General features: G+C 38.2%; 20 protein-coding genes. 13 read left to right on the forward strand and 7 right to left on the reverse strand.

From position 1 onward, the window contains the following. Positions 1-11: 11 nt before the first annotated feature. Positions 12-212, forward strand: coding sequence for a hypothetical protein (locus tag FERPE_RS10445; RefSeq protein WP_014451269.1), 201 nt, complete (start codon positions 12-14; stop codon positions 210-212). Here the strand turns inward: FERPE_RS10445 and FERPE_RS10570 are convergent. Continuing rightward, positions 186-1,136: a DDE-type integrase/transposase/recombinase gene (locus FERPE_RS10570; RefSeq protein WP_011993230.1), complete on the reverse strand. Its 951-nt coding sequence runs from the start codon at positions 1,134-1,136 to the stop codon at positions 186-188. The genes FERPE_RS10445 and FERPE_RS10570 overlap by 27 nt on opposite strands. A gap of 98 nt (positions 1,137-1,234) precedes the next feature. Between FERPE_RS10570 and FERPE_RS10335 the strand changes: the two genes are divergently transcribed. Genes FERPE_RS10335 through mscL form a run of 8 tightly spaced genes read left to right on the forward strand, consistent with a single transcriptional unit; the run spans position 1,235 to position 7,386 of the window. Continuing rightward, a complete protein-coding gene (locus FERPE_RS10335) occupies positions 1,235-1,522 on the forward strand; it encodes an SRPBCC family protein (RefSeq protein ID WP_280985156.1) in 288 nt (95 codons plus the stop codon). A 15-nt stretch (positions 1,523-1,537) separates the two neighbouring features. Then, positions 1,538-2,158: a thiamine diphosphokinase gene (locus FERPE_RS03405; RefSeq protein ID WP_014451270.1), complete on the forward strand. Its 621-nt coding sequence runs from the start codon at positions 1,538-1,540 to the stop codon at positions 2,156-2,158. Next, a complete protein-coding gene (dxr, locus tag FERPE_RS03410) occupies positions 2,137-3,246 on the forward strand; it encodes a 1-deoxy-D-xylulose-5-phosphate reductoisomerase (RefSeq protein WP_014451271.1) in 1,110 nt (369 codons plus the stop codon). The genes FERPE_RS03405 and dxr overlap by 22 nt, the downstream gene beginning before the upstream one ends. Then, entirely contained in the window at positions 3,233-4,720 is a 1,488-nt protein-coding gene (locus tag FERPE_RS03415; protein ID WP_014451272.1) for a site-2 protease family protein, read from the forward strand. Before dxr ends, FERPE_RS03415 begins: the two co-directional genes overlap by 14 nt. Beyond that, entirely contained in the window at positions 4,717-5,787 is a 1,071-nt protein-coding gene (gene ispG, locus FERPE_RS03420) for a flavodoxin-dependent (E)-4-hydroxy-3-methylbut-2-enyl-diphosphate synthase (RefSeq protein WP_014451273.1), read from the forward strand. Before FERPE_RS03415 ends, ispG begins: the two co-directional genes overlap by 4 nt. Further along, positions 5,788-6,567 carry a 5'/3'-nucleotidase SurE gene (surE, locus tag FERPE_RS03425; RefSeq protein ID WP_014451274.1) on the forward strand — a complete coding sequence of 260 codons (780 nt, stop codon included), beginning with the start codon at positions 5,788-5,790 and terminating at the stop codon, positions 6,565-6,567. Next, positions 6,509-7,054 (forward strand): peptide deformylase, encoded by a 546-nt coding sequence (def, locus tag FERPE_RS03430; RefSeq protein ID WP_052312837.1) that lies wholly within the window; start codon positions 6,509-6,511, stop codon positions 7,052-7,054. The genes surE and def overlap by 59 nt, the downstream gene beginning before the upstream one ends. Next, entirely contained in the window at positions 7,051-7,386 is a 336-nt protein-coding gene (gene mscL / locus FERPE_RS03435; protein WP_014451276.1) for a large conductance mechanosensitive channel protein MscL, read from the forward strand. The genes def and mscL overlap by 4 nt, the downstream gene beginning before the upstream one ends. Positions 7,387-7,419: 33 nt before the next feature. Here the strand turns inward: mscL and FERPE_RS03440 are convergent, their stop codons facing one another. Beyond that, positions 7,420-9,315: an SBBP repeat-containing protein gene (locus tag FERPE_RS03440; RefSeq protein ID WP_014451277.1), complete on the reverse strand. Its 1,896-nt coding sequence runs from the start codon at positions 9,313-9,315 to the stop codon at positions 7,420-7,422. A gap of 190 nt (positions 9,316-9,505) precedes the next feature. Here FERPE_RS03440 and FERPE_RS03445 point away from each other — a divergent pair, with 190 nt between their 5' ends. Beyond that, on the forward strand, positions 9,506-10,843 hold the full coding sequence (locus tag FERPE_RS03445; RefSeq protein ID WP_014451278.1) for an FAD-dependent oxidoreductase: 1,338 nt from the start codon (positions 9,506-9,508) through the stop codon (positions 10,841-10,843). Positions 10,844-10,881: 38 nt separating this feature from the next. On the opposite strand, the gene FERPE_RS03450 is transcribed toward FERPE_RS03445, so the two are convergent. The 4 genes from FERPE_RS03450 to cysK all read right to left on the reverse strand — a co-directional run bounded on the left by FERPE_RS03450 (position 10,882) and on the right by cysK (position 14,996). Continuing rightward, the gene (locus FERPE_RS03450; RefSeq protein WP_014451279.1) at positions 10,882-12,792 is read right to left on the reverse strand and encodes an anaerobic ribonucleoside-triphosphate reductase; all 1,911 of its coding nucleotides are present in this window, start codon (positions 12,790-12,792) and stop codon (positions 10,882-10,884) included. Further along, positions 12,773-13,309, reverse strand: coding sequence for a 4Fe-4S cluster-binding domain-containing protein (locus tag FERPE_RS03455; protein WP_014451280.1), 537 nt, complete (start codon positions 13,307-13,309; stop codon positions 12,773-12,775). Before FERPE_RS03455 ends, FERPE_RS03450 begins: the two co-directional genes overlap by 20 nt. A 159-nt stretch (positions 13,310-13,468) precedes the next feature. Beyond that, positions 13,469-14,071, reverse strand: a complete 603-nt coding sequence (gene epsC / locus FERPE_RS03460; protein WP_014451281.1) for a serine O-acetyltransferase EpsC — start codon at positions 14,069-14,071, stop codon at positions 13,469-13,471. A gap of 10 nt (positions 14,072-14,081) precedes the next feature. After that, positions 14,082-14,996 carry a cysteine synthase A gene (gene cysK, locus FERPE_RS03465; RefSeq protein ID WP_014451282.1) on the reverse strand — a complete coding sequence of 305 codons (915 nt, stop codon included), beginning with the start codon at positions 14,994-14,996 and terminating at the stop codon, positions 14,082-14,084. A 258-nt stretch (positions 14,997-15,254) separates the two neighbouring features. On the opposite strand from cysK, the gene FERPE_RS03470 reads away from it, so the two are divergent. From FERPE_RS03470 to FERPE_RS03480, 3 genes are read left to right on the forward strand one after another with little or no spacing between them, the layout of a single operon-like run. After that, a complete protein-coding gene (locus FERPE_RS03470; RefSeq protein ID WP_014451283.1) occupies positions 15,255-16,397 on the forward strand; it encodes an acyl-CoA dehydrogenase in 1,143 nt (380 codons plus the stop codon). 11 nt (positions 16,398-16,408) lie between these two features. Continuing rightward, positions 16,409-17,185, forward strand: a complete 777-nt coding sequence (locus FERPE_RS03475) for an electron transfer flavoprotein subunit beta/FixA family protein (protein ID WP_014451284.1) — start codon at positions 16,409-16,411, stop codon at positions 17,183-17,185. Between the two features lie 15 nt (positions 17,186-17,200). Continuing rightward, a complete protein-coding gene (locus FERPE_RS03480) occupies positions 17,201-18,064 on the forward strand; it encodes an electron transfer flavoprotein subunit alpha/FixB family protein (RefSeq protein WP_014451285.1) in 864 nt (287 codons plus the stop codon). Here FERPE_RS03480 and FERPE_RS10575 read toward each other — a convergent pair. Next, the gene (locus tag FERPE_RS10575; RefSeq protein WP_011993230.1) at positions 18,054-19,004 is read right to left on the reverse strand and encodes a DDE-type integrase/transposase/recombinase; all 951 of its coding nucleotides are present in this window, start codon (positions 19,002-19,004) and stop codon (positions 18,054-18,056) included. The genes FERPE_RS03480 and FERPE_RS10575 overlap by 11 nt on opposite strands. Positions 19,005-19,044: the final 40 nt, after the last annotated feature.

Here is a 19,044-nt window from a genome sequence, read left to right on the forward strand (position 1 = left end):
GGCGAAAACTTTTGAAAGACCTTAGCACAAGCGAGATGTATTTTGCCGAGCACTTCAAAACAGATGTTAAAAAGCTCTGGAACGCTTTGTACAACCCAAACGGTTGGGATCCTTGGTTCACTGATGAAATGAAAATAGATGAAAACGGAGATATATTTTTCAGATGGTTCAGATTAACGATAGTGTTAACTTGTAGTGATGAAAGAGTGTAATTGTGAAAGAATGCGATTGATATTGCCATTGTGCGTTTTCCAAAGATTCTTCACTACACAAAATCCTTGAATATATTTCGCTAAGTTCTTCGTATTCTTCAGCCCTCGCTTGAGTCGGAAAAAGTCTTTCAACAATGAAAACTTAGATTCACATTGATTGTTTTTACCGAGCGGTACCACTACGTGATTGATATTTCTGAACAACAGCTTTACTGCACTTTCATATGCACCAAGTCCATCAGTAATAAGTTCAATGTTTCTAGGTTTTGAATTACCAAAGAACTTCTCGAGCAATACTTTGACTTGTCCCATATCACGATACTTTGAGACATGCCAACAAAGAATTAAGTTAGTTTCGTGATCAACTAATAGCCAAACATAGTACTTTTGTTCTTTGAACACAAGAACAGTTTCATCAGCATGAACTGAGAAAACATTTTCGATGGTAAATGTTGGAAAAAGTACAGAGAATAAAGTACACAATTTAATAACCCATTTGTATATGGTGACATGAGATACTTTGATATTAAGAGAATGAGCAAGAGAGCGATAAGACATATTGTGTTTCATATACAAAACAAAAGCCTTTAAGACGAAAAAGATAGGGAAGCGGAAATATTTAAATTTCTCAGGAATAAGGGTGACTGGTTCGGGGAGGTTAAAAGGTACTCTATCTTTGGTACGACAAGCTCTACAACGGAAGACAACGAAAGAGCGACGGACTTTGTAAATTTGCATAGATTTACCACAAGAAGTGCATTTGGGATAAGGGAAAGGGAAGTTTTTGCGTTTTTGAGAATGGGAGAGTTTGAAAGAATGATGGCAGAGTTTGCAAAGGAATTGTTGGTTACCGTATTTGTCATGACCGTTTTTGTATAAGCTGGTGGAACCGCATTTTGGACAAGAGAGCGTTGAGTTGTTCATATCGGGATACCTCCTTTGTCGAGAGTTGGTTGGGGGGTGTCCCCTCTTTATAAGGATAATGCGGTTTTTGGAAAGTTTCAATACTTTTAGTTAACATTATCAGATTAACTGACGGGGAAGAGGTTACAGACAGAGGTAAAGTAATAGCAGTCGTCGAAGAAAGAATCTTTGAGTTTTACTGGTACGAATACGAAGACGGATTCAGAAGCAGAGTTGAATTTAAGCTCACTCCAGTCGACGACGAAATAACGCTTTTAGAAATTCGTGACAAAACTTTTGTCAAAGACGAAAGTGAACTTCACATACGATACGGTTGTGCCTACGGCTGGGGGCAGTTTGTATTACTCTTGAAAACTTATTTGGAAAAAGGTTTAGTATTAATATAAAAAGGAGTTGATGATATGAAAAAAGCGACCATAATAATCAACGGTAATTCGAAAGAGATTTTCTACATAACTGGAGATATTTTGATCGCAGTCGATGGAGGTGCAAACGAACTTAGAAAAAGAAAGATCTATCCTAACGTCGTAATAGGAGACATGGATTCTATCTCCGAAGGGCTTTTAAAAGAATATAAAGAGAAGGAAATTGAATGCATAGTATACCCTACAGAAAAAGATGAAACCGACTTGGAGCTTGCTATTCGATATGCAATTAGAAAAGGATTTGAAGAGGTTGAAATTATCAATTGGCTTGGCGAAAGAGTGGATATGCTTTTTGCGATGGTCGGAATTTTAGCTAAGTATTCTAAAGATATCAAAATAAAAGCGGTTTCGGAAAAAATAGAAGTCGGTGTAGTTTATTCTGAAGAAGTGCTTAAAGCTGTTTCTGGAGAAACTTGGTCTATTTTAGCTTTCCCTGAAGCAGAACTTGAAATAGAAGGTTTCAAATATCCGTTCAAAGGTAAGATGGTTATTGAAGATCCACTGGGAGTTAGCAATGAAGCTTTGGGTGAAAGAGTAAAAATTAACGTAAAAAAAGGTAAGGTGGTGTACTTTAGGTGGAAGAAAAAACCGTTGTAATACTCGGAGCAACAGGCTCAATAGGAACTCAAACTGTTGATGTGATAAAAAAGATCAGTGGCTTCAAAGTTACAGGAATTGCGTTTGGAAAAAATACCGAAATTGCAAAAAAGATAATGACAGAACTAAGCGTTGAAAATTATTATTCACCTACTGAGCTAGGTTTTGGAAGAAGGTTTACTTCATACGGTGATTTAGTTGCATATCTTGAACCTGATATCGTCGTTTCTGCTATTACAGGTTTTGAAGGTGTCAAAGCAACTTTAGCTTCTATACCATTTACAAAAAGACTTGCGCTTGCGACTAAAGAATCTTTAGTTTGCGCCGGCAGATTCGTCAAGAATTTATGTAAAAAATACGGAGTAGAATTGATACCGATAGATAGCGAACATTCGGCTATATTTCAGATTATCGAAAATTCTGTTGAAAAGATAGTCTTAACGGCTTCTGGAGGAGCTGTGAGAGATGTACCACTTGAGAAACTGAACTCTTTGAAGGCCGAGCAAGTTCTAAAGCATCCAACCTGGAATATGGGTGGAAGGATAACTGTTGATTCTGCAACGATGGTGAACAAGCTTTTCGAAGTCATTGAAGCCAACGAATTGTTCGGAGTTCCTTTTGAGAATATAGACGTAAAAATTAACCCATCAAGTTTTGTACACGGTTTAGTACTTCTAAAAGATGGTACAATAAAGATACACGCTGGAAAACCAGATATGAGAGTTCCAATTGCTTACGCACTCACTTACCCAGAAAGAAGGTACGAAAACGAAAAACCGAGAATTGAAGATTTTGATTTGAGGTTGTTAGATGTTGAAAAAGAAAGATATCCACTTTTTTATTTTGGTCTTCAATACGCAGATAGTTTAGAACATAGAATTGCTTTGAACGCGGCGGACGAAGTTGCGGTTGAAAAATTCTTAGCTGGAAAGATAGATTTCAAAGGAATCGAACTTGTTGTGAAAAGAGTGGTTGAAAATGTTGACAAAGATAACTTTAGAATCGATAATATAGAAGACGTATTCTTCTTAGACGAAATTTCAAGAAAGAAAGCGCTTGAGGAGGTTGAAAAAATTGCTAATAGTTAACATTATTTCCTTCTTGTTGGTCTTTATATTTATCGTTGTCGTCCACGAATTTGGACATTATTTGTTTGCAAGGTTTTTCGGGGTTAAAGTCCACGAATTCGCTATAGGTTTTGGACCTGCTATTTACAGAAAGAAAGGAAAAAACACTGACTTTCGTGTTAATGCGATACCACTTGGCGGATACGTAAGGCTGAAAGGTGAAGATCCCGCTGAAGAAGAGGATCCAGATTCTTTGTACGGAATTTCCGCATGGAAAAGGTTATTAGTCGTCTTAGCCGGGCCCGTATTCTCGATCCTTGCGGGGTACCTTCTTTTTGTATTCATAATAGGCACTTGGGGTTATTATCCCGCTGTAATAGATAGTTTTATCGAAGGTTCACCTGCAAAGATGGCTGGACTAAAGGAAGGGGATATGATCTTAAAGATCAATGGAAAGTACGTATTTGATAACTTTGATATAACCGAACAGATAAGAAAAGGTGAACCTGTCACTTTCGAAGTTCTCCGAGATGGAAGAATAGAAAAAATAACTGTTAAGCCTGTAATGAGTCAAGTTGAGTACTCTTTGTTGTTAGATGATTTTACCGGCGAACTCGGGAATGTAGTTATCCAAGCAGGGAACCAACCTTTTGGCGAAGATGCTTTAAAAGCGAATTTGAACAAATTTGTCTACTTCAAAACCGAAGTAGGTGAATTTGGCGGGGTTATAAACAGATATTCTGTGAGTCCGCAAAGGTACATGATAGGTTTTTACTACGGTTCAGTCAGTCCGAGGCTTGCAAAGGGTTATAGTATCTTCTCTAATGGCGATGTCTTAATTAAGGTAGAAGATATGGAAATAAGATCTTCAGTTGATATGATAGATCTTTACACAAGGCTCACTCTTAAAGATACTCAGATATACCTTGAGTTTAAGGAAAATAGGGTCAAAAAAGTTTTGAGACCTCTACCGGAAAGTTTAAGAGTGACTTACTTATCGAAAGGTCAAGAAAAAGTTGCTGTTTTACAGAAATCTGAGCTTATTAAAATGTTCTCAGAACCCGGACTTTTCGAAAATTTAGCTCAAAGATACAAGCCAAAAGGAATCCAGAAAATTTCACTGGCTATCGAGAGAACGAACAGACTGGCTTTCTACATTTGGAGAACGTTACCTAAAGCTTTCTTTGGTGGCAGTAAAGAAGAAGTTGCCGGTCCTATCGGAATGGTGCAGATAATTGGAGATGCCGCAAGAAGTGGACTTGAGACGATCTTAACTGTTGTCGCAATAATAACTATAAATTTAGGAATATTCAACCTCTTCCCACTTCCGGCGTTAGACGGTGGTAGAATAGTATTTGCGGCTATAGAGGTTATATCGAGAAGAAAGTTAAACAGAAACATCGAAAACTTAATACATACAATCGGATTCTTCCTGTTGTTAGCGTTTATAATATACATCTCATTTTTGGACGTAGGCAGGTTTTTGGGAAGATGAAAGACTATAGAAAAAAGCTGAAAAGAGATGTTAGAGTTGGAAAAATCGGTATAGGTGGGAATTTTCCGATAAGTATCCAGTCGATGACGAATACCGATACAAGAGATGTATCCGCAACCGTAAATCAAATAATAAAACTTGAGGAAGCCGGCTGTGAAATAGTAAGGGTTTCAACTCCAGATATCGAGAGTGCAAAAGCGATAAAGGCTATAAAAGAGCATGTGAATATACCAATTGTTGCGGATATACACTTTGACTACAAGATAGCAATCGAAGCTATCAAAAACGGTGCTGACAAAGTTAGGTTAAATCCCGGAAATATCGGTTCAGCTGAGAAAGTTTTGGAGGTCGTAAAAGTTGCAAAAGAGTACTGTGTACCAATAAGGGTTGGAGCTAACAGCGGTTCGATAAACAAAAAGTACGAACATTTGCCAAAAATTGACGCTTTAGTTGAATCGGCCCTAGATGAGGTTAGAATACTCGAAAAAGCAGGATTTTGCGACATAGTCATTTCGCTTAAAAGTTCTGACGTCTTAGAAACAGTGCAGGCAAACAGAAAGATCCACGCTCTAGTAGATTATCCCCTTCATATCGGAGTTACGGAAGCTGGAACACTTTACAATTCGCTGATAAAATCTTCGTCTGCCCTTGGAACGCTGTTACTTGAAGGAATAGGTGATACGATTAGAATATCAATAGCTGGTGACCCAATAAACGAGGTTATAACTGCAAAAAAGCTTTTGACATTTTTAAAGATTAGAAAAGGAGTAGATGTTGTAGCTTGTCCAACTTGCGCACGCACAAATTTTGATGTTGAAGAGGTGGCGCTAGAAGTTGAAAAGTTCCTCTCGAATATTGAAGAAGACATAACTGTTTCGGTTCTAGGATGCGTGGTTAACGGAGTTGGAGAAGCGAAAGATTCTGACGTCGGAATAGCTGGAGTTAAGGATGGTATTGCTGTCTTTTACAAAGGAGAGATAATAGGTACTTACCAAAAAGAGAAAGCTTTTGAGATTTTGAAAGAAAAGATTGAATTGATTATTAAAGAAAGAAGAGGTGATAAATGAGTGAATATTCTGGTTGTAAACGACGATGGAGTCACCGCTCCTGGTATACTATGTGCAGCAAGAACTTTGTCAGAAAAACACAACGTTGTAGTTGTTGCTCCTGAATCAGAACAAAGTGCGGTTGGACACGCTATAACTCTTAGACTTCCATTGTGGGTAAGAAAACTTGACATAAAAGAAAATTTTGAGATGTACGCTGTTTCTGGAACTCCTGCCGACTGCGTTAAAATAGGGCTAGATGTTGTCTACAAAGATAAAGGTATCGTTCCTGACCTTGTCGTTAGCGGTATTAACCGCGGTGAAAATTTGGGGACCGATGTTGTTTACTCAGGAACCGTAAGTGGAGCTCTTGAAGGTGCGATAGCTGGCGTACCATCAATAGCTATCTCAGTTGCAGACTTTGTGAATCCTATTTATGAAACTGCAGCCAAGTTTTTGGTGCAATTTTTAGAAGAATTCGATATACGCTTGATCCCAAGATTCAGTGCACTGAATATAAACGTACCTTCGATACCTTTTGAAGAGCTCAAAGGGTGGAAGTTAACAAGACAAAGTAAGAGAAGATACGAAGATTATTTTGAAAGAAGAGTTGATCCGTACGGAAAAGATTACTTTTGGATGTTAGGTGATATCGTTGAAGATGATCCAGATCCGAAAGCTGATTACAAAGCACTTAAGGAAGGATACGTTTCGGTTTCTCCTATAAACGTTTTCCTAACTGATGAAAATCTACTTGAAAAATTGGAGGGAAGTTACGGTGAAGGTAAGAATTTTAGGTGATCCAGTACTTAGAAAAAAGGCAAAAGAAGTAACAGATTTTAACGAAGTAAAAAAGATTTTAGAAGAATTTAAAACAACAATGTACACCGAAGATGGTGTTGGACTTGCAGCTCCGCAGGTTGGCATTTCGCTGAGATTTTTTGCTATGGATGACGGGAAAGGCTTTAAGGTGGTTGTTAATCCACAAATTCTCGAGCACTCAAACGAAAAGGAAGTAGGCGAAGAAGGTTGTTTAAGCCTTCCAGGAGTTTTTGCAGATGTTGAAAGGTACAAATGGATACGAGTTAAATACCAAACTGAAAACGGAGACTGGAAAGAAGAACTTCTTGAAGATTATTCGGCTCGTATATTCCAACACGAATACGATCATTTGGATGGAGTTTTATTTATAGACCACTTAAGTGCAAATGAGCGAAAAAAGATAGCTTTAGAGCTTAAGAGAGTTATGGAAGAATACAAGAAAACTAAGGAAGGGAAGGAAGTATGAAAAAGATTTTGAAAGAGTTTTCAGATTTTTTGAAACAGTACAACGTTATCGGTCTTGCTGTAGCTATCATCATCGGTGGAAAGCTGAACCAACTTGTAACATCTATTGTTAATGATTTTTTGATGCCAGTGATACTTCAACCTGCTTTGAAAGCGGCACACATAACAAATTTTGAAGAACTCAACTACAAAGGTATATATTACGGTAAAGTTTTAGGTTCGCTTATTGATTTCTTGATAGTAGCATTTTTGGTCTTTCTTCTTGTTAGAAGCTTAAATAAGTTCAAAGAGAACGCGGAGAAGCTAGCAAAGAAAATCAAGAAAGAAGAATAAAAAAGGACCCATTGAGGGTCCTTTTTTGTGATTTTACGGAGAATACTTTCTTATAAAGATATCTTTCATTCCCTGGTTTTCCCCTTCTAAATCTCCCCACGTTGTACCCACAACAATTATATTCTCTTTATCTAAAGCAACGCTTTGAGCTATGTCAGTTTCGGGTGTTCCAAATTGCTTTATCCAAACAGTTTTCCCAAATTGATCAAGTAATATTACGAACGCATCCTCGTATCCTTGATTTTTTCCCGCAAGATTCCCGGTTGTCCCTCCAACAATGAATATTTTTCCATCAGAGCTTAACACTATATCTAATGCACTATCTTGTCCCAGATATGATTCTGAAGAAGCGGAATAATTCGAATCTAACTGAACCCCAAAAACTATTTTTCCATTTTTATCTAATTTTACTATAATAATGTCAATATCGCGTGTACTTTCCTTCTTAGTAAAGAGAGAACCATTTGTGTATCCGGCAATATAAATATTTCCCGCAGTATCTAAAGCTATTCCGTGAGGTTCATCTAACTTATCAGTCCCGAACTGAGAAATCCAGATGAGGTTGCCAAAGGTATCTAACTTAGCGACAATAATATCCTGGGAACCGTTACTCTTTTCCCCCAAGACTCCCCAAGTATAGCCTGCAATGTATATGTTTCCTTGAGAATCAACCGCTATGTTAAAGATTTCATCGTAATACTCAGTACCAATCTGCCTCTTCCACACTATATTTCCATCTGGATCAAATTTACAAACGTAAGCATCCTTTGCCCCTTTATTCACACCTTCTAAGTTTCCCCAAGTGTATCCTGCAACGTATATATTATCAAATTTATCAACTGCAACAGAATTGGCTACCTCAGAAGATTTTGTTCCAAATTGTGTTGTCCAAATAACATTTCCATCTTTATCATATTTTCGGATGTAGGCGTCGACTAAACCATAACTTTCTTTTCCCAGTGTTTTATAGGTGTAGCCTACAACTATTATGTTATCATTGCTGTCAACTGCGACACCGTAGGCTTCGTCGTAATAATCACTACCAAATTGTCTTCCCCAAATAAGATTTCCTTCGAAATCAAACTTTCTCAAAAAAACGTCTTTTACTCCCATTTTGTTACTATCCAGGTTTCCTTTAACCGAACCAGCAATGATTATATTGTTTTGACTGTCTGTAGCTAAACCGCATACTTCATCTTCCGAATTACTTCCGAATTGTTTCGACCAAATGAGAGTACCCGACGGTAGTCTAACAACAACTTCCAAGTTAACTGTTTTTACTATGTTTCCGCCCGTGACTTTTAAAGTAATATTATAAACACCCACGTCTACGCTGTTATCTACTTTTACCGCAACTCTTTGAGTTACACTTTCTTTTCCAACGCTGAACGATGATGGTGTCAGCGTTATTCCAGATGGTGCTTTTTGAAGTTCCAATTTAACTGATCCTGTAAATCCTCCAGAAGGTACCACAGTCAAATTAAAAAACGAACTATTCCCTTGGGAAACAGTGATTTTAGAAGGGGACACAGAGACTGAAATACTCGGTTCAGGTGCTTTTGTCACCGTAAGTGAAATAGCTAATTTTTTTACAATATTACCGCTTGCTACTCTTAAAGTTAGCGAGTATTTTCCAGCAGAAACACTTTTTTCAACAGAAATGGTAATTGTCTGAGTTACGGTGCTTTTTTTTACACTGACAGTAGTTGGTTTCAAAGTTATTCCTTTTGGTGCATTAACAAGACTTAAAGTCACAGTACCGGTGAACTTATTTACAGGCGTTATAGTTAAACTTAAACTACCGCTTCCACCTTGTACAACCGAAAGAGTATTCGATTTTAGAGAAATATTAAAAGTTGGCGACTGTGGAAAAACAGCGACACTTAAACACAATATAAGTAACAACGTAAATATCAGTAATTGTTTCATCTTTTTCATCCTCGCTTTGGCCATCGCTTTCGATAATATTATACACTAAATTCTCCAAATTTTTACATCTTTCTTTGAACATGTCATAAAAAGATCTGTCATTTTTTTAACAATTCTATACTTGACAAAACATTAGACTTAGTGTAAACTAATTATACATTGATAAAAAACTCACAAGGAGGTTCAAGGTATGAAAATAGTTGTAATTGGTTGTACACATGCAGGAACTGCTTTTACAAAAACGGTCAAAGAACTTTATCCGGATGTTGAAGTGAAGATTTTTGAAAGGAATGACACCGTTTCTTTTCTGTCTTGCGGAATAGCTTTGCACATCCACGGAGTAGTTGAAGATGTGAATAAACTATTTTACGCTTCGGCTGATACTTTAAGGCAGTTGGGAGCGGATCCTTACATGAGAACAGAAGTCACTGCTGTTGACCTGGATTCAAAGAAAATAAAGTACAGAAAGCTCGATACTGGGGAAGAAGGAGAAGAGAGTTTTGACAAAATAATGATAACAACTGGTTCATGGCCGGTGATACCAAACGTACCGGGTGTCGACCTTGAAGGTATAAAACTCTCAAAGAATTTCTATCACGCAAAAGAAATAAAAGAGGCTTCAAAAAATGCAAAAAACATTGTTATAGTTGGTGCCGGACTTATAGGTGTAGAGCTGGCGGAGGCTTTCAGAGCAAATGGTAAAGAGGTTACCCTGATTGATCTTGAAAATAGAATACTTGCAAAATATTTGGACAAAGAATTCTCCGATGAAGTTGAAGATTTATTTGTTCAGAACGGTATCAAACTTGCACTTGGTGAAAGAGTTTTAGAGTTCAGCGGAAATGGAAAGGTTGAAAAGGTCGTAACTGACAAAAATGAGTATCCAGCAGATTTAGTGATACTTGCAACTGGATTTAGACCTGTTACGGAAATGTTTAAAGGCCAACTTGAGATGCTTCCTAACGGTGCGATAATTGTTGACAGTTCAATGCGAACAAGCAAAAAAGATGTTTTTGCAGCAGGAGATTGTGCGGCAGTCTATTTCACACCTGCGGGTAGATACGAATACATTCCACTGGCTACAAATGCGGTCAGAATGGGGACAATCGCTGCAATCAATCTTTTCGAAGATAGAATTAAATATCAGGGAACTCAAGGAACTTCAGGTGTTAAACTCTTTGGTTACAATATAGCAGCAACCGGCATTACTGAAAATTGGGCGAAAAGTTTAAAGTTAGAAGTTGATAACGTCACAATTACCGAAAGTACACGCCCTGAATTTATGCCAGTTTATAAACCTGTTACTTTGAAAATTGTGTACGATAAAAAATCTCACATTATTCTGGGTGCACAGCTTATATCCGAAGAAGACGTGACAGAAGCCATCAACACTCTTTCAATAGTTATCTCGAAAAAGATGACTTTAGAAGAACTTGCATTTTCAGACTTCTTCTTCCAACCATATTTCAACAAACCCTGGAACTTTGTAAACACAACAGCACTCGCCGGTTTAAAAAAATATATTTAACACAAATTCAGAAGGGCTTGGATAACCAAGCCCTTCTTTCACGAATTAACTGGATAAAATTTCCTATCTTTATACTCAATTTTTCTGTGTTTGTTAAACGAACTTATTGGGACTAAATATCCTACGATGCGAATAAACTCGTCAACTTTGTTATTGCCGCAAGTTGGACACTTTTCACCGTAGAACGCATGACCGTGTTTGCAAACACTTATCTTCGTGTTGAAAGCGAAATAAACAACTCCCATTTTTGCGATTAAGTTGAGTAAATTCCAAGACTGTTCTTCATCTTTGAAAGGAGAGTCTATATTAACGTGCAATATCGCTCCACCTGAAACCTTTTTGTCAAATCTTCCCGAGTATTTTATCCTATTGATCATATCGGAATCACTTGTCAATGGTAACCATTGATTTGAATAAACTTGATAATCAGTTCCGTAAAGAATCCTGTCTTTTTCAGCGAACGTTGCCGCAGCTTTTTCCGCTGGTATCTGCTCGACGTTAAAAGTAAAACCAAAAGCCTTTCTACCTTGTTTGTTAAGTTGACCTATTAAGTCCAATATCTCTTCTCCGAACATTTCGCCTTCAGGTGAATATTTAACACCGTCAGGACCGTATTCAACCATTCCTAGAATTTCAAGTGCTTCAAAAAATCCGTTTATACCAACCGTTCCGTATTGTCTGTTGAGGTCCATGAGACCCAGGTTGTAAAGTGGTAAAACTCCCTGTGAAATCCTGTCAGTTATTAAACTCCTTATCGCTGCTAAAACCTTTTGAACTAAAAGAACCTTTTCAGCTAATCTTTTCTTGAAATCTTCTTTACTTTTCGTTTCCAAGGCAATCCTTGGAAGGTTTATCGTTACAACTTTAAACGAGCCGATATTCAAATCGCTTCCACCTATCGAATTAACCATACCTTTTAATTCCGGCTCTTCACCAAAAGCTGAAAATTTAATATCTTTTGTTGAACTTGTGAGCCTGCAGCAAGAAGCAACTGCATCGATGCTATCACTTATGTAAAGATTCGTATCCTGCCACCTTAAATTTACTCGGTTTATAAACCTCGCGCTATCTTCATCAATAAACCTTCCATCTTTGTAAAGAAGTGATGCTGTAAGAACTGGGAATGTAAACATCTGTTTTTCACGTTCGCTGACTATCCACTCCCAATACCTCTTTTGAAGTTCTATTATCAACTCAGTATTTTCAACAATACTCTCTCCGTTCGGATAAGTTTCATTTTCGAAGATAGCTCTGATATAGTTTCTATCAAGATAAGTAAAGTTCGTGTACGGTGATTGTGTCCCTCTGATAGGCTGGTTTATTGAGTAGGTGAATATCTGGAAATGTTGCTCCAAATACTCTTTTTCTCTTTCAACAGGAATTACTCCGCTTTCTAAGTCTTTTTTGTAAAAGTACGCAAGCCAAACGAAAAAGTCCGGAAGCCCCACGGCACCAGATTGCTGGTTCGAAGCAAACATTACAAATTGTATAACGTGCTGTATGTACGAAGATAAATGTTTTGCAGGCGTTGATTTTATACTGTCAATAAAGAAAAGACCTTTTTCAACGATTGGTCTCAGAGAATAAGCGTAGCAGTAGGGAGCAAAAGCTGAATGGTGTGCATCGTGAAGATATATATCCCCGTACATCTGATATCTCAAAAAAGTTTTAGCGTCATCGATACCGAAGAGATTTTTCATTTTTTCATATATCGCATAAATTGAATAAAGTTTTGTTATTGGTTTCGAAACTTCGTTGAAATACGTGTAAACGTTCGTGCTTCTAACGTTCGCGTTAACATCTATGCTCGAATCAATAATGCCTTTGCTGAAGAAATGTTCAGTAAAAATAACCGGATCAAGTTGCCAAGTTAAGCCCTCAATTTCTCTGAAGGTCTCTGGAATCTTTTCGAATTCTTCTATAAAATCATCAGAAAATCTCCAAAACACAGCATTTCCCCCTTTCGATTTCTAAAAGTTCTGAAAGTTCTTCTTTTGTTATGTAAAGCTGATTTGACGATGCTGGAAATCCGCCTGTTTTCAAATTTATTTCAAAGCGTCCTAAGACGAATTCATCTACGTTTTCAATGTACTCAACTAATTCAACTAGATCTTTCGGTTCTCTCCAGCTGTAAAGAGTTGTGACAACTTTAGAACAGTACTTTTCTTTAAAGTATTTTGATAGCAGTCTGACGCATTCTCGGTTTCTTACCGAAAGCGGTTCTCCGCCTAAAAAAGTTAAGGATATTTTTTCGTATCCCGCCAGCAAAAATTGAACCTTTTCTTCGACTAAAGAAAGTATTTCATCATAGCGTTTCGAGAAAGATTCATCGAATTCCCAAGTATTCTGATTGTGGCACCCCACACACTTTGGGAAAGCGTCGCAACCTTGGAAGTATACACTGACGGAAGGATAAACCGGATGGTCTTGGAAAAGCACCTTTACAGTATTGACTAAGAAATTCATACACATCCCCCTCTAAAGTGTCTTAAAACCTAAGAAATCACAATATATAGTAATAACTTTAAAAATAGCACTATATATTGTATCACTTTTGTACGGAAAATGTCAAGCAAAAAAAGCCATCTTAAAGATGGCTTTTTTTGAAAAATATATTAGATTCCCTTAGGCACTTACTTCTTCAAACTCTTCAAAACCTCTTTGACAAACCTCATCACCGTCGCTTGCGTTTTTATCTATTGCCTTGGAGTTTAATATTATCTTCGCTGGTATTCCGACAGCGGTTGCGTTGTCTGGAACATCTTTCAAAACGACAGCGTTGGCACCAATTTTAACGTTGTTCCCAATTATTATCGGTCCAAGCAGTTTTGCCCCTGCACCTATTACAACGTTATTACCGACGGTAGGATGCCTTTTACCCTTGTCTTTTCCTGTTCCACCTAAAGTAACACCGTGATAAATAACCACGTTATTGCCAACTTCCGCAGTCTCCCCTATAACCACTCCCATACCGTGATCTATCAGTATTCTTTTTCCCAGCTTTGCACCCGGATGTATCTCTATACCTGTAAAGAAACGAACAACTTGGGAAATCAATCTGGCAAGGAAATAAAATTTCTTGTTGTACAAGAAATACGCTATTCTGTGCCAAAGAACCGCGTGAAAACCTGGATAAAGCAAGAGAACTTCAAGAGCGCTTTTCGCAGCTGGATCGTTTTCCATAATAAAGTTTATCTCTTCTTTGAAATAATTTAAAATCTTCCGCATATTAATCACCTCACACGTCAAAAACATTCATAGATAAATACTTGCTGCCTCCGTCAGGTAAAATAACGACAACTCTTTTACCTTTTCCAAGTTTTTCTGCAACTTTCAGTGCACCGACCATAGCCGCTCCAGAAGAAATACCCACGAACAATCCTTCTTCCTTCGCAAGTCTTCGAGTCATCTCGAAAGCTGATTCATCACTAACAGTTACGACTTCGTCAATAACATCTCTGTTGAGAATCTTTGGAATGAACCCGGGACCTATTCCTTGAATTTTGTGCGGACTGTGTGTTCCACCTGACAGAAGCGCAGACTTTTCAGGCTCTACAGCGACTATCTTCACACCTGGTACCTTTTCTTTGAGAACTTCACCAACACCTGTTATCGTTCCGCCAGTTCCAACCCCTGCTACAAAAGCATCGATCTTTCCGTCCATATCTCTGAGAATTTCTAGCGCTGTAGTTTCCCTATGTGCCAGCGGATTGTATTTATTTTCAAACTGCAGTGGCATAAAATACCCATTTTCTCGAGCAAGTTGCTCTGCTACACGAATAGCTCCGGTCATACCTTCACTTGCTGGAGTAAGTATAATCTCAGCTCCGTACGCCTTAAGAACTTGTCTTCTTTCAACGCTCATAGATTCGGGCATAACTATTATCAGCCTGTAACCTTTCGAAGCGCATACAAGCGCTAGCCCAATACCCGTGTTTCCACTTGTCGGTTCGATAACAGTCCCACCAGGCTGCAACAAACCTTCTTTCTCAGCTCCTTCAATCATATAAAGAGCTATCCTGTCTTTGATACTACCACCTGGGTTAAAGTACTCAAGTTTTGCGTAAACTTCGGCACAGTTTTCACAAGTAAGTTTACTTATTTTCACAATTGGCGTATTTCCTATAGTTTCATAAATTCTCTCGAAAACCATCTTAAATCCCCCTTTTAAGGTGTAACCTGACTTAGTCTATCCTAATTTATTATACAGCACAAATTTATTTTTGACAATAGGATACGTTAAAAATATCTCAAAACAGTGAGTATATGAAAGATAATGGAACTTATTTTCTGAATTTACAAAAAAGCGGTCAAAATACAACTTGTTGTGAACTTTATCACAATAAGTTATTGTGCTAGAATTATAATGTGAGAGTTGATTCAGTTTTTTCTTTGAATCGGGGTGAAAACTATGGACTGGAATTTTACTAAAGAACAAGAGATGGTCAGAAAAATCGTGAGAGATTTCGCAGAAAAAGAGATAAAACGGTATGCGAAGGTTATCGACGAGACTGAAGAGTTTCCTTGGGAAAATGTTAGAAAAATGGCGCAAGCGGAGATGTTTGGGATACCGTATCCGAAAGAATACGGTGGAGCTGGCGGAGATTACATAAGCTACATAATAACAGTTGAAGAGATTTCAAGAGCTTGTGCTTCGACGGGAGTTATCCTCTCAGCGCACACATCACTTGTGGGTTATCCACTCTATCAATACGGGACCGAGGAACAAAAAAGGAAGTATTTAATCCCCGTAAACAGAGGTGAAAAGCTTGGTGCATTTGCACTCACAGAACCGAACGCAGGTACAGATGCTGGAAATCAGCAGACGACTGCTGTTCTGAAAGGAGACCATTACGTTCTCAACGGTTCGAAAATATTTATAACCAACGGTGGAGTTGCGGATATCTATATCGTCTTTGCTATGACTGACAGATCAAAAGGGACGAAAGGAATAAGTGCGTTCATTGTTGAAAAAGGATTCCCAGGATTTTACATTGGTAAATACGAAAAAAAGATGGGAATTCGAGGTTCAAAAACGGCAGAACTTATCTTTGACGACTGTATAGTTCCAAAAGAAAACCTCCTCGGAAAAGAGGGAGACGGATTTAAGATAGCGATGTCGACACTCGATGGTGGAAGAATTGGAATAGCTGCTCAAGCTCTCGGAATAGCTCAAGCTGCTTTGGATGAAATTTTGAAATACGTAAAAGAAAGGCAGCAATTCGGAAGGCCAATAGGAAAATTCCAAGGACTCCAATGGTACATCGCTGAAATTGCAACAAAAGTCCAGGCTGCAAGGCATTTAGTCTACAACGCAGCGTGGCGGAAACAGAACAATTTGCCTTATTCAATGGAAGCTTCTATGGCAAAATTGTTTGCTTCGGAAACAGCTATGGAAGTTACAGTTAAGGCTGTTCAAATATTCGGTGGCTACGGCTATACAAAAGACTCAACGGTCGAAAGACTTATGAGAGATGCCAAGATAACAGAAATCTACGAAGGTACTTCCGAAGTTCAAAAGATGGTTATATCAGCTAACCTTTTAAAGATCTGAGGTGATAAGCTATGAACATAGTAGTTTTGATTAAGCAAGTTCCAAATACTGCAGAAATTAAGATAGATCCCGTTACCAAAAACCTCATAAGAGATGGTGTTCCGAGTATTATCAATCCCGAAGATAAGAACGCTCTTGAAGAAGCTTTAAGAATTAAGGAAAAATTCGGCGGAAAAGTTACGGTTGTTACTATGGGACCTGCTCAAGCTGAAGAAGCTTTAAGAGAAGCTTTAGCAATGGGAGCTGATGAAGCGGTTCTTTTATCAGACAGGTTTTTTGCAGGTGCGGATACCTACGCAACTGCAAAAACGCTTTCGGCTTTTCTAAAGACAGTAAGCTATGACCTTATTCTCTGCGGACGTCAAGCTATAGACGGCGATACCGCTCAAGTTGGTCCTCAAGTTGCGAACAAACTCGGAATTCCGCAAGTTACGTACGTCAAATATATAGAGATCGACGGTGATACAGTAACGGTAAAAAGAACACTGGAGGATGGATACGAATTAATAAAAGTGAAAATGCCCGTACTTTTAACCGTAACAAAAGAGCTAAATACCCCAAGATATCCAACTATTCGTGGTATCTTTGAAGCTTATCAAAAAACTATAAGAGTTGTAACAGCACAAGATCTTGGATTAAATCCTGAAGAGATAGGTTTAAAAGGTTCACCAACAAGGGTTGTAACAATTATAACTCCCGAACATCAAAGGGAAACTGAAATACTCACGGGCGGAACTAAGGAAGTTGTGAACCGACTTGCTGAGAAAGTCCTGTCAGCTCTAAAGTGATTTGAGGTGATAAATATGAGTAAAGATATTTGGATATTTGCCGAGCAAAGAAACGGAATTTTAATGAACTCAAGTCTTGAAATACTCGGAGAAGCGAAAAGACTTGCAGAAAAATCAGGTTCAAAAGCTTGCGCAGTTTTAATAGGTAATAACGTCTCGCAACTTTCGCAAGAGCTTATCAACCACGGTGCCGACATCGTTTATTTGATACAAGATCCTCTTCTAGAAAAATACTCAACGGATGGTTATTCAAAAGTTTTTGTAGACCTTGCTAAAGAATACCAACCGAATGTAATACTATTTTCAGCCACTCACATCGGTAGAGATCTGGCACCAAAGATAGCTTCTCAACTTCACACAGGGCTAACAGCTGACTGTACGAAACTTGATATAGACGAAGAAGGTAATTTACTCCAGACGCGTCCAGCTTTTGGTGGCAATATTTTAGCAACTATTAAATGTCCTGAAAAAAGACCGCAGATGGCAACTGTAAGACCGGGAGTTATGCAAAAATTACCGAAAGAAGAAAGAAAAGGCGAAATAATAGAGATAAAACCAAAGATATCAAAAGAAGACATTAGAATTGAAATTGTTGACGTTGTCAAAGAAATAGCCAACGCTGTTAAACTCGAAGAAGCCGAAGTAATCGTTTCAGGCGGACGAGGTCTTGGAGGTCCTGAAGGTTTCAAACTTCTTGAAAAACTTGCAAAGCTTTTAGGCGGTTGCGTCGGCGCTTCAAGAGCTGCTGTTGAAGCTGGTTGGATTTCTTACGACCACCAGATTGGCCAAACAGGAAAGACTGTGAGACCGAAGGTATATATTGCTTGCGGAATAAGCGGAGCGCTGCAACACGTTGCAGGGGATAGTGTTAACTTGTAGTGATGAAAGAGTGTAATTGTGAAAGAATGCGATTGATATTGCCATTGTGCGTTTTCCAAAGATTCTTCACTACACAAAATCCTTGAATATATTTCGCTAAGTTCTTCGTATTCTTCAGCCCTCGCTTGAGTCGGAAAAAGTCTTTCAACAATGAAAACTTAGATTCACATTGATTGTTTTTACCGAGCGGTACCACTACGTGATTGATATTTCTGAACAACAGCTTTACTGCACTTTCATATGCACCAAGTCCATCAGTAATAAGTTCAATGTTTCTAGGTTTTGAATTACCAAAGAACTTCTCGAGCAATACTTTGACTTGTCCCATATCACGATACTTTGAGACATGCCAACAAAGAATTAAGTTAGTTTCGTGATCAACTAATAGCCAAACATAGTACTTTTGTTCTTTGAACACAAGAACAGTTTCATCAGCATGAACTGAGAAAACATTTTCGATGGTAAATGTTGGAAAAAGTACAGAGAATAAAGTACACAATTTAATAACCCATTTGTATATGGTGACATGAGATACTTTGATATTAAGAGAATGAGCAAGAGAGCGATAAGACATATTGTGTTTCATATACAAAACGAAAGCCTTTAAGACGAAAAAGATAGGGAAGCGGAAGTATTTAAATTTCTCAGGAATAAGGGTGACTGGTTCGGGGAGGTTAAAAGGTACTCTATCTTTGGTACGACAAGCTCTACAACGGAAGACAACGAAAGAGCGACGGACTTTGTAAATTTGCATAGATTTACCACAAGAAGTGCATTTGGGATAAGGGAAAGGGAAGTTTTTGCGTTTTTGAGAATGGGAGAGTTTGAAAGAATGATGGCAGAGTTTGCAAAGGAATTGTTGGTTACCGTATTTGTCATGACCGTTTTTGTATAAGCTGGTGGAACCGCATTTTGGACAAGAGAGCGTTGAGTTGTTCATATCGGGATACCTCCTTTGTCGAGAGTTGGTTGGGGGGTGT

Source organism: Fervidobacterium pennivorans DSM 9078 (genome assembly GCF_000235405.2).
GTDB classification, from domain to species: domain Bacteria; phylum Thermotogota; class Thermotogae; order Thermotogales; family Fervidobacteriaceae; genus Fervidobacterium; species Fervidobacterium pennivorans.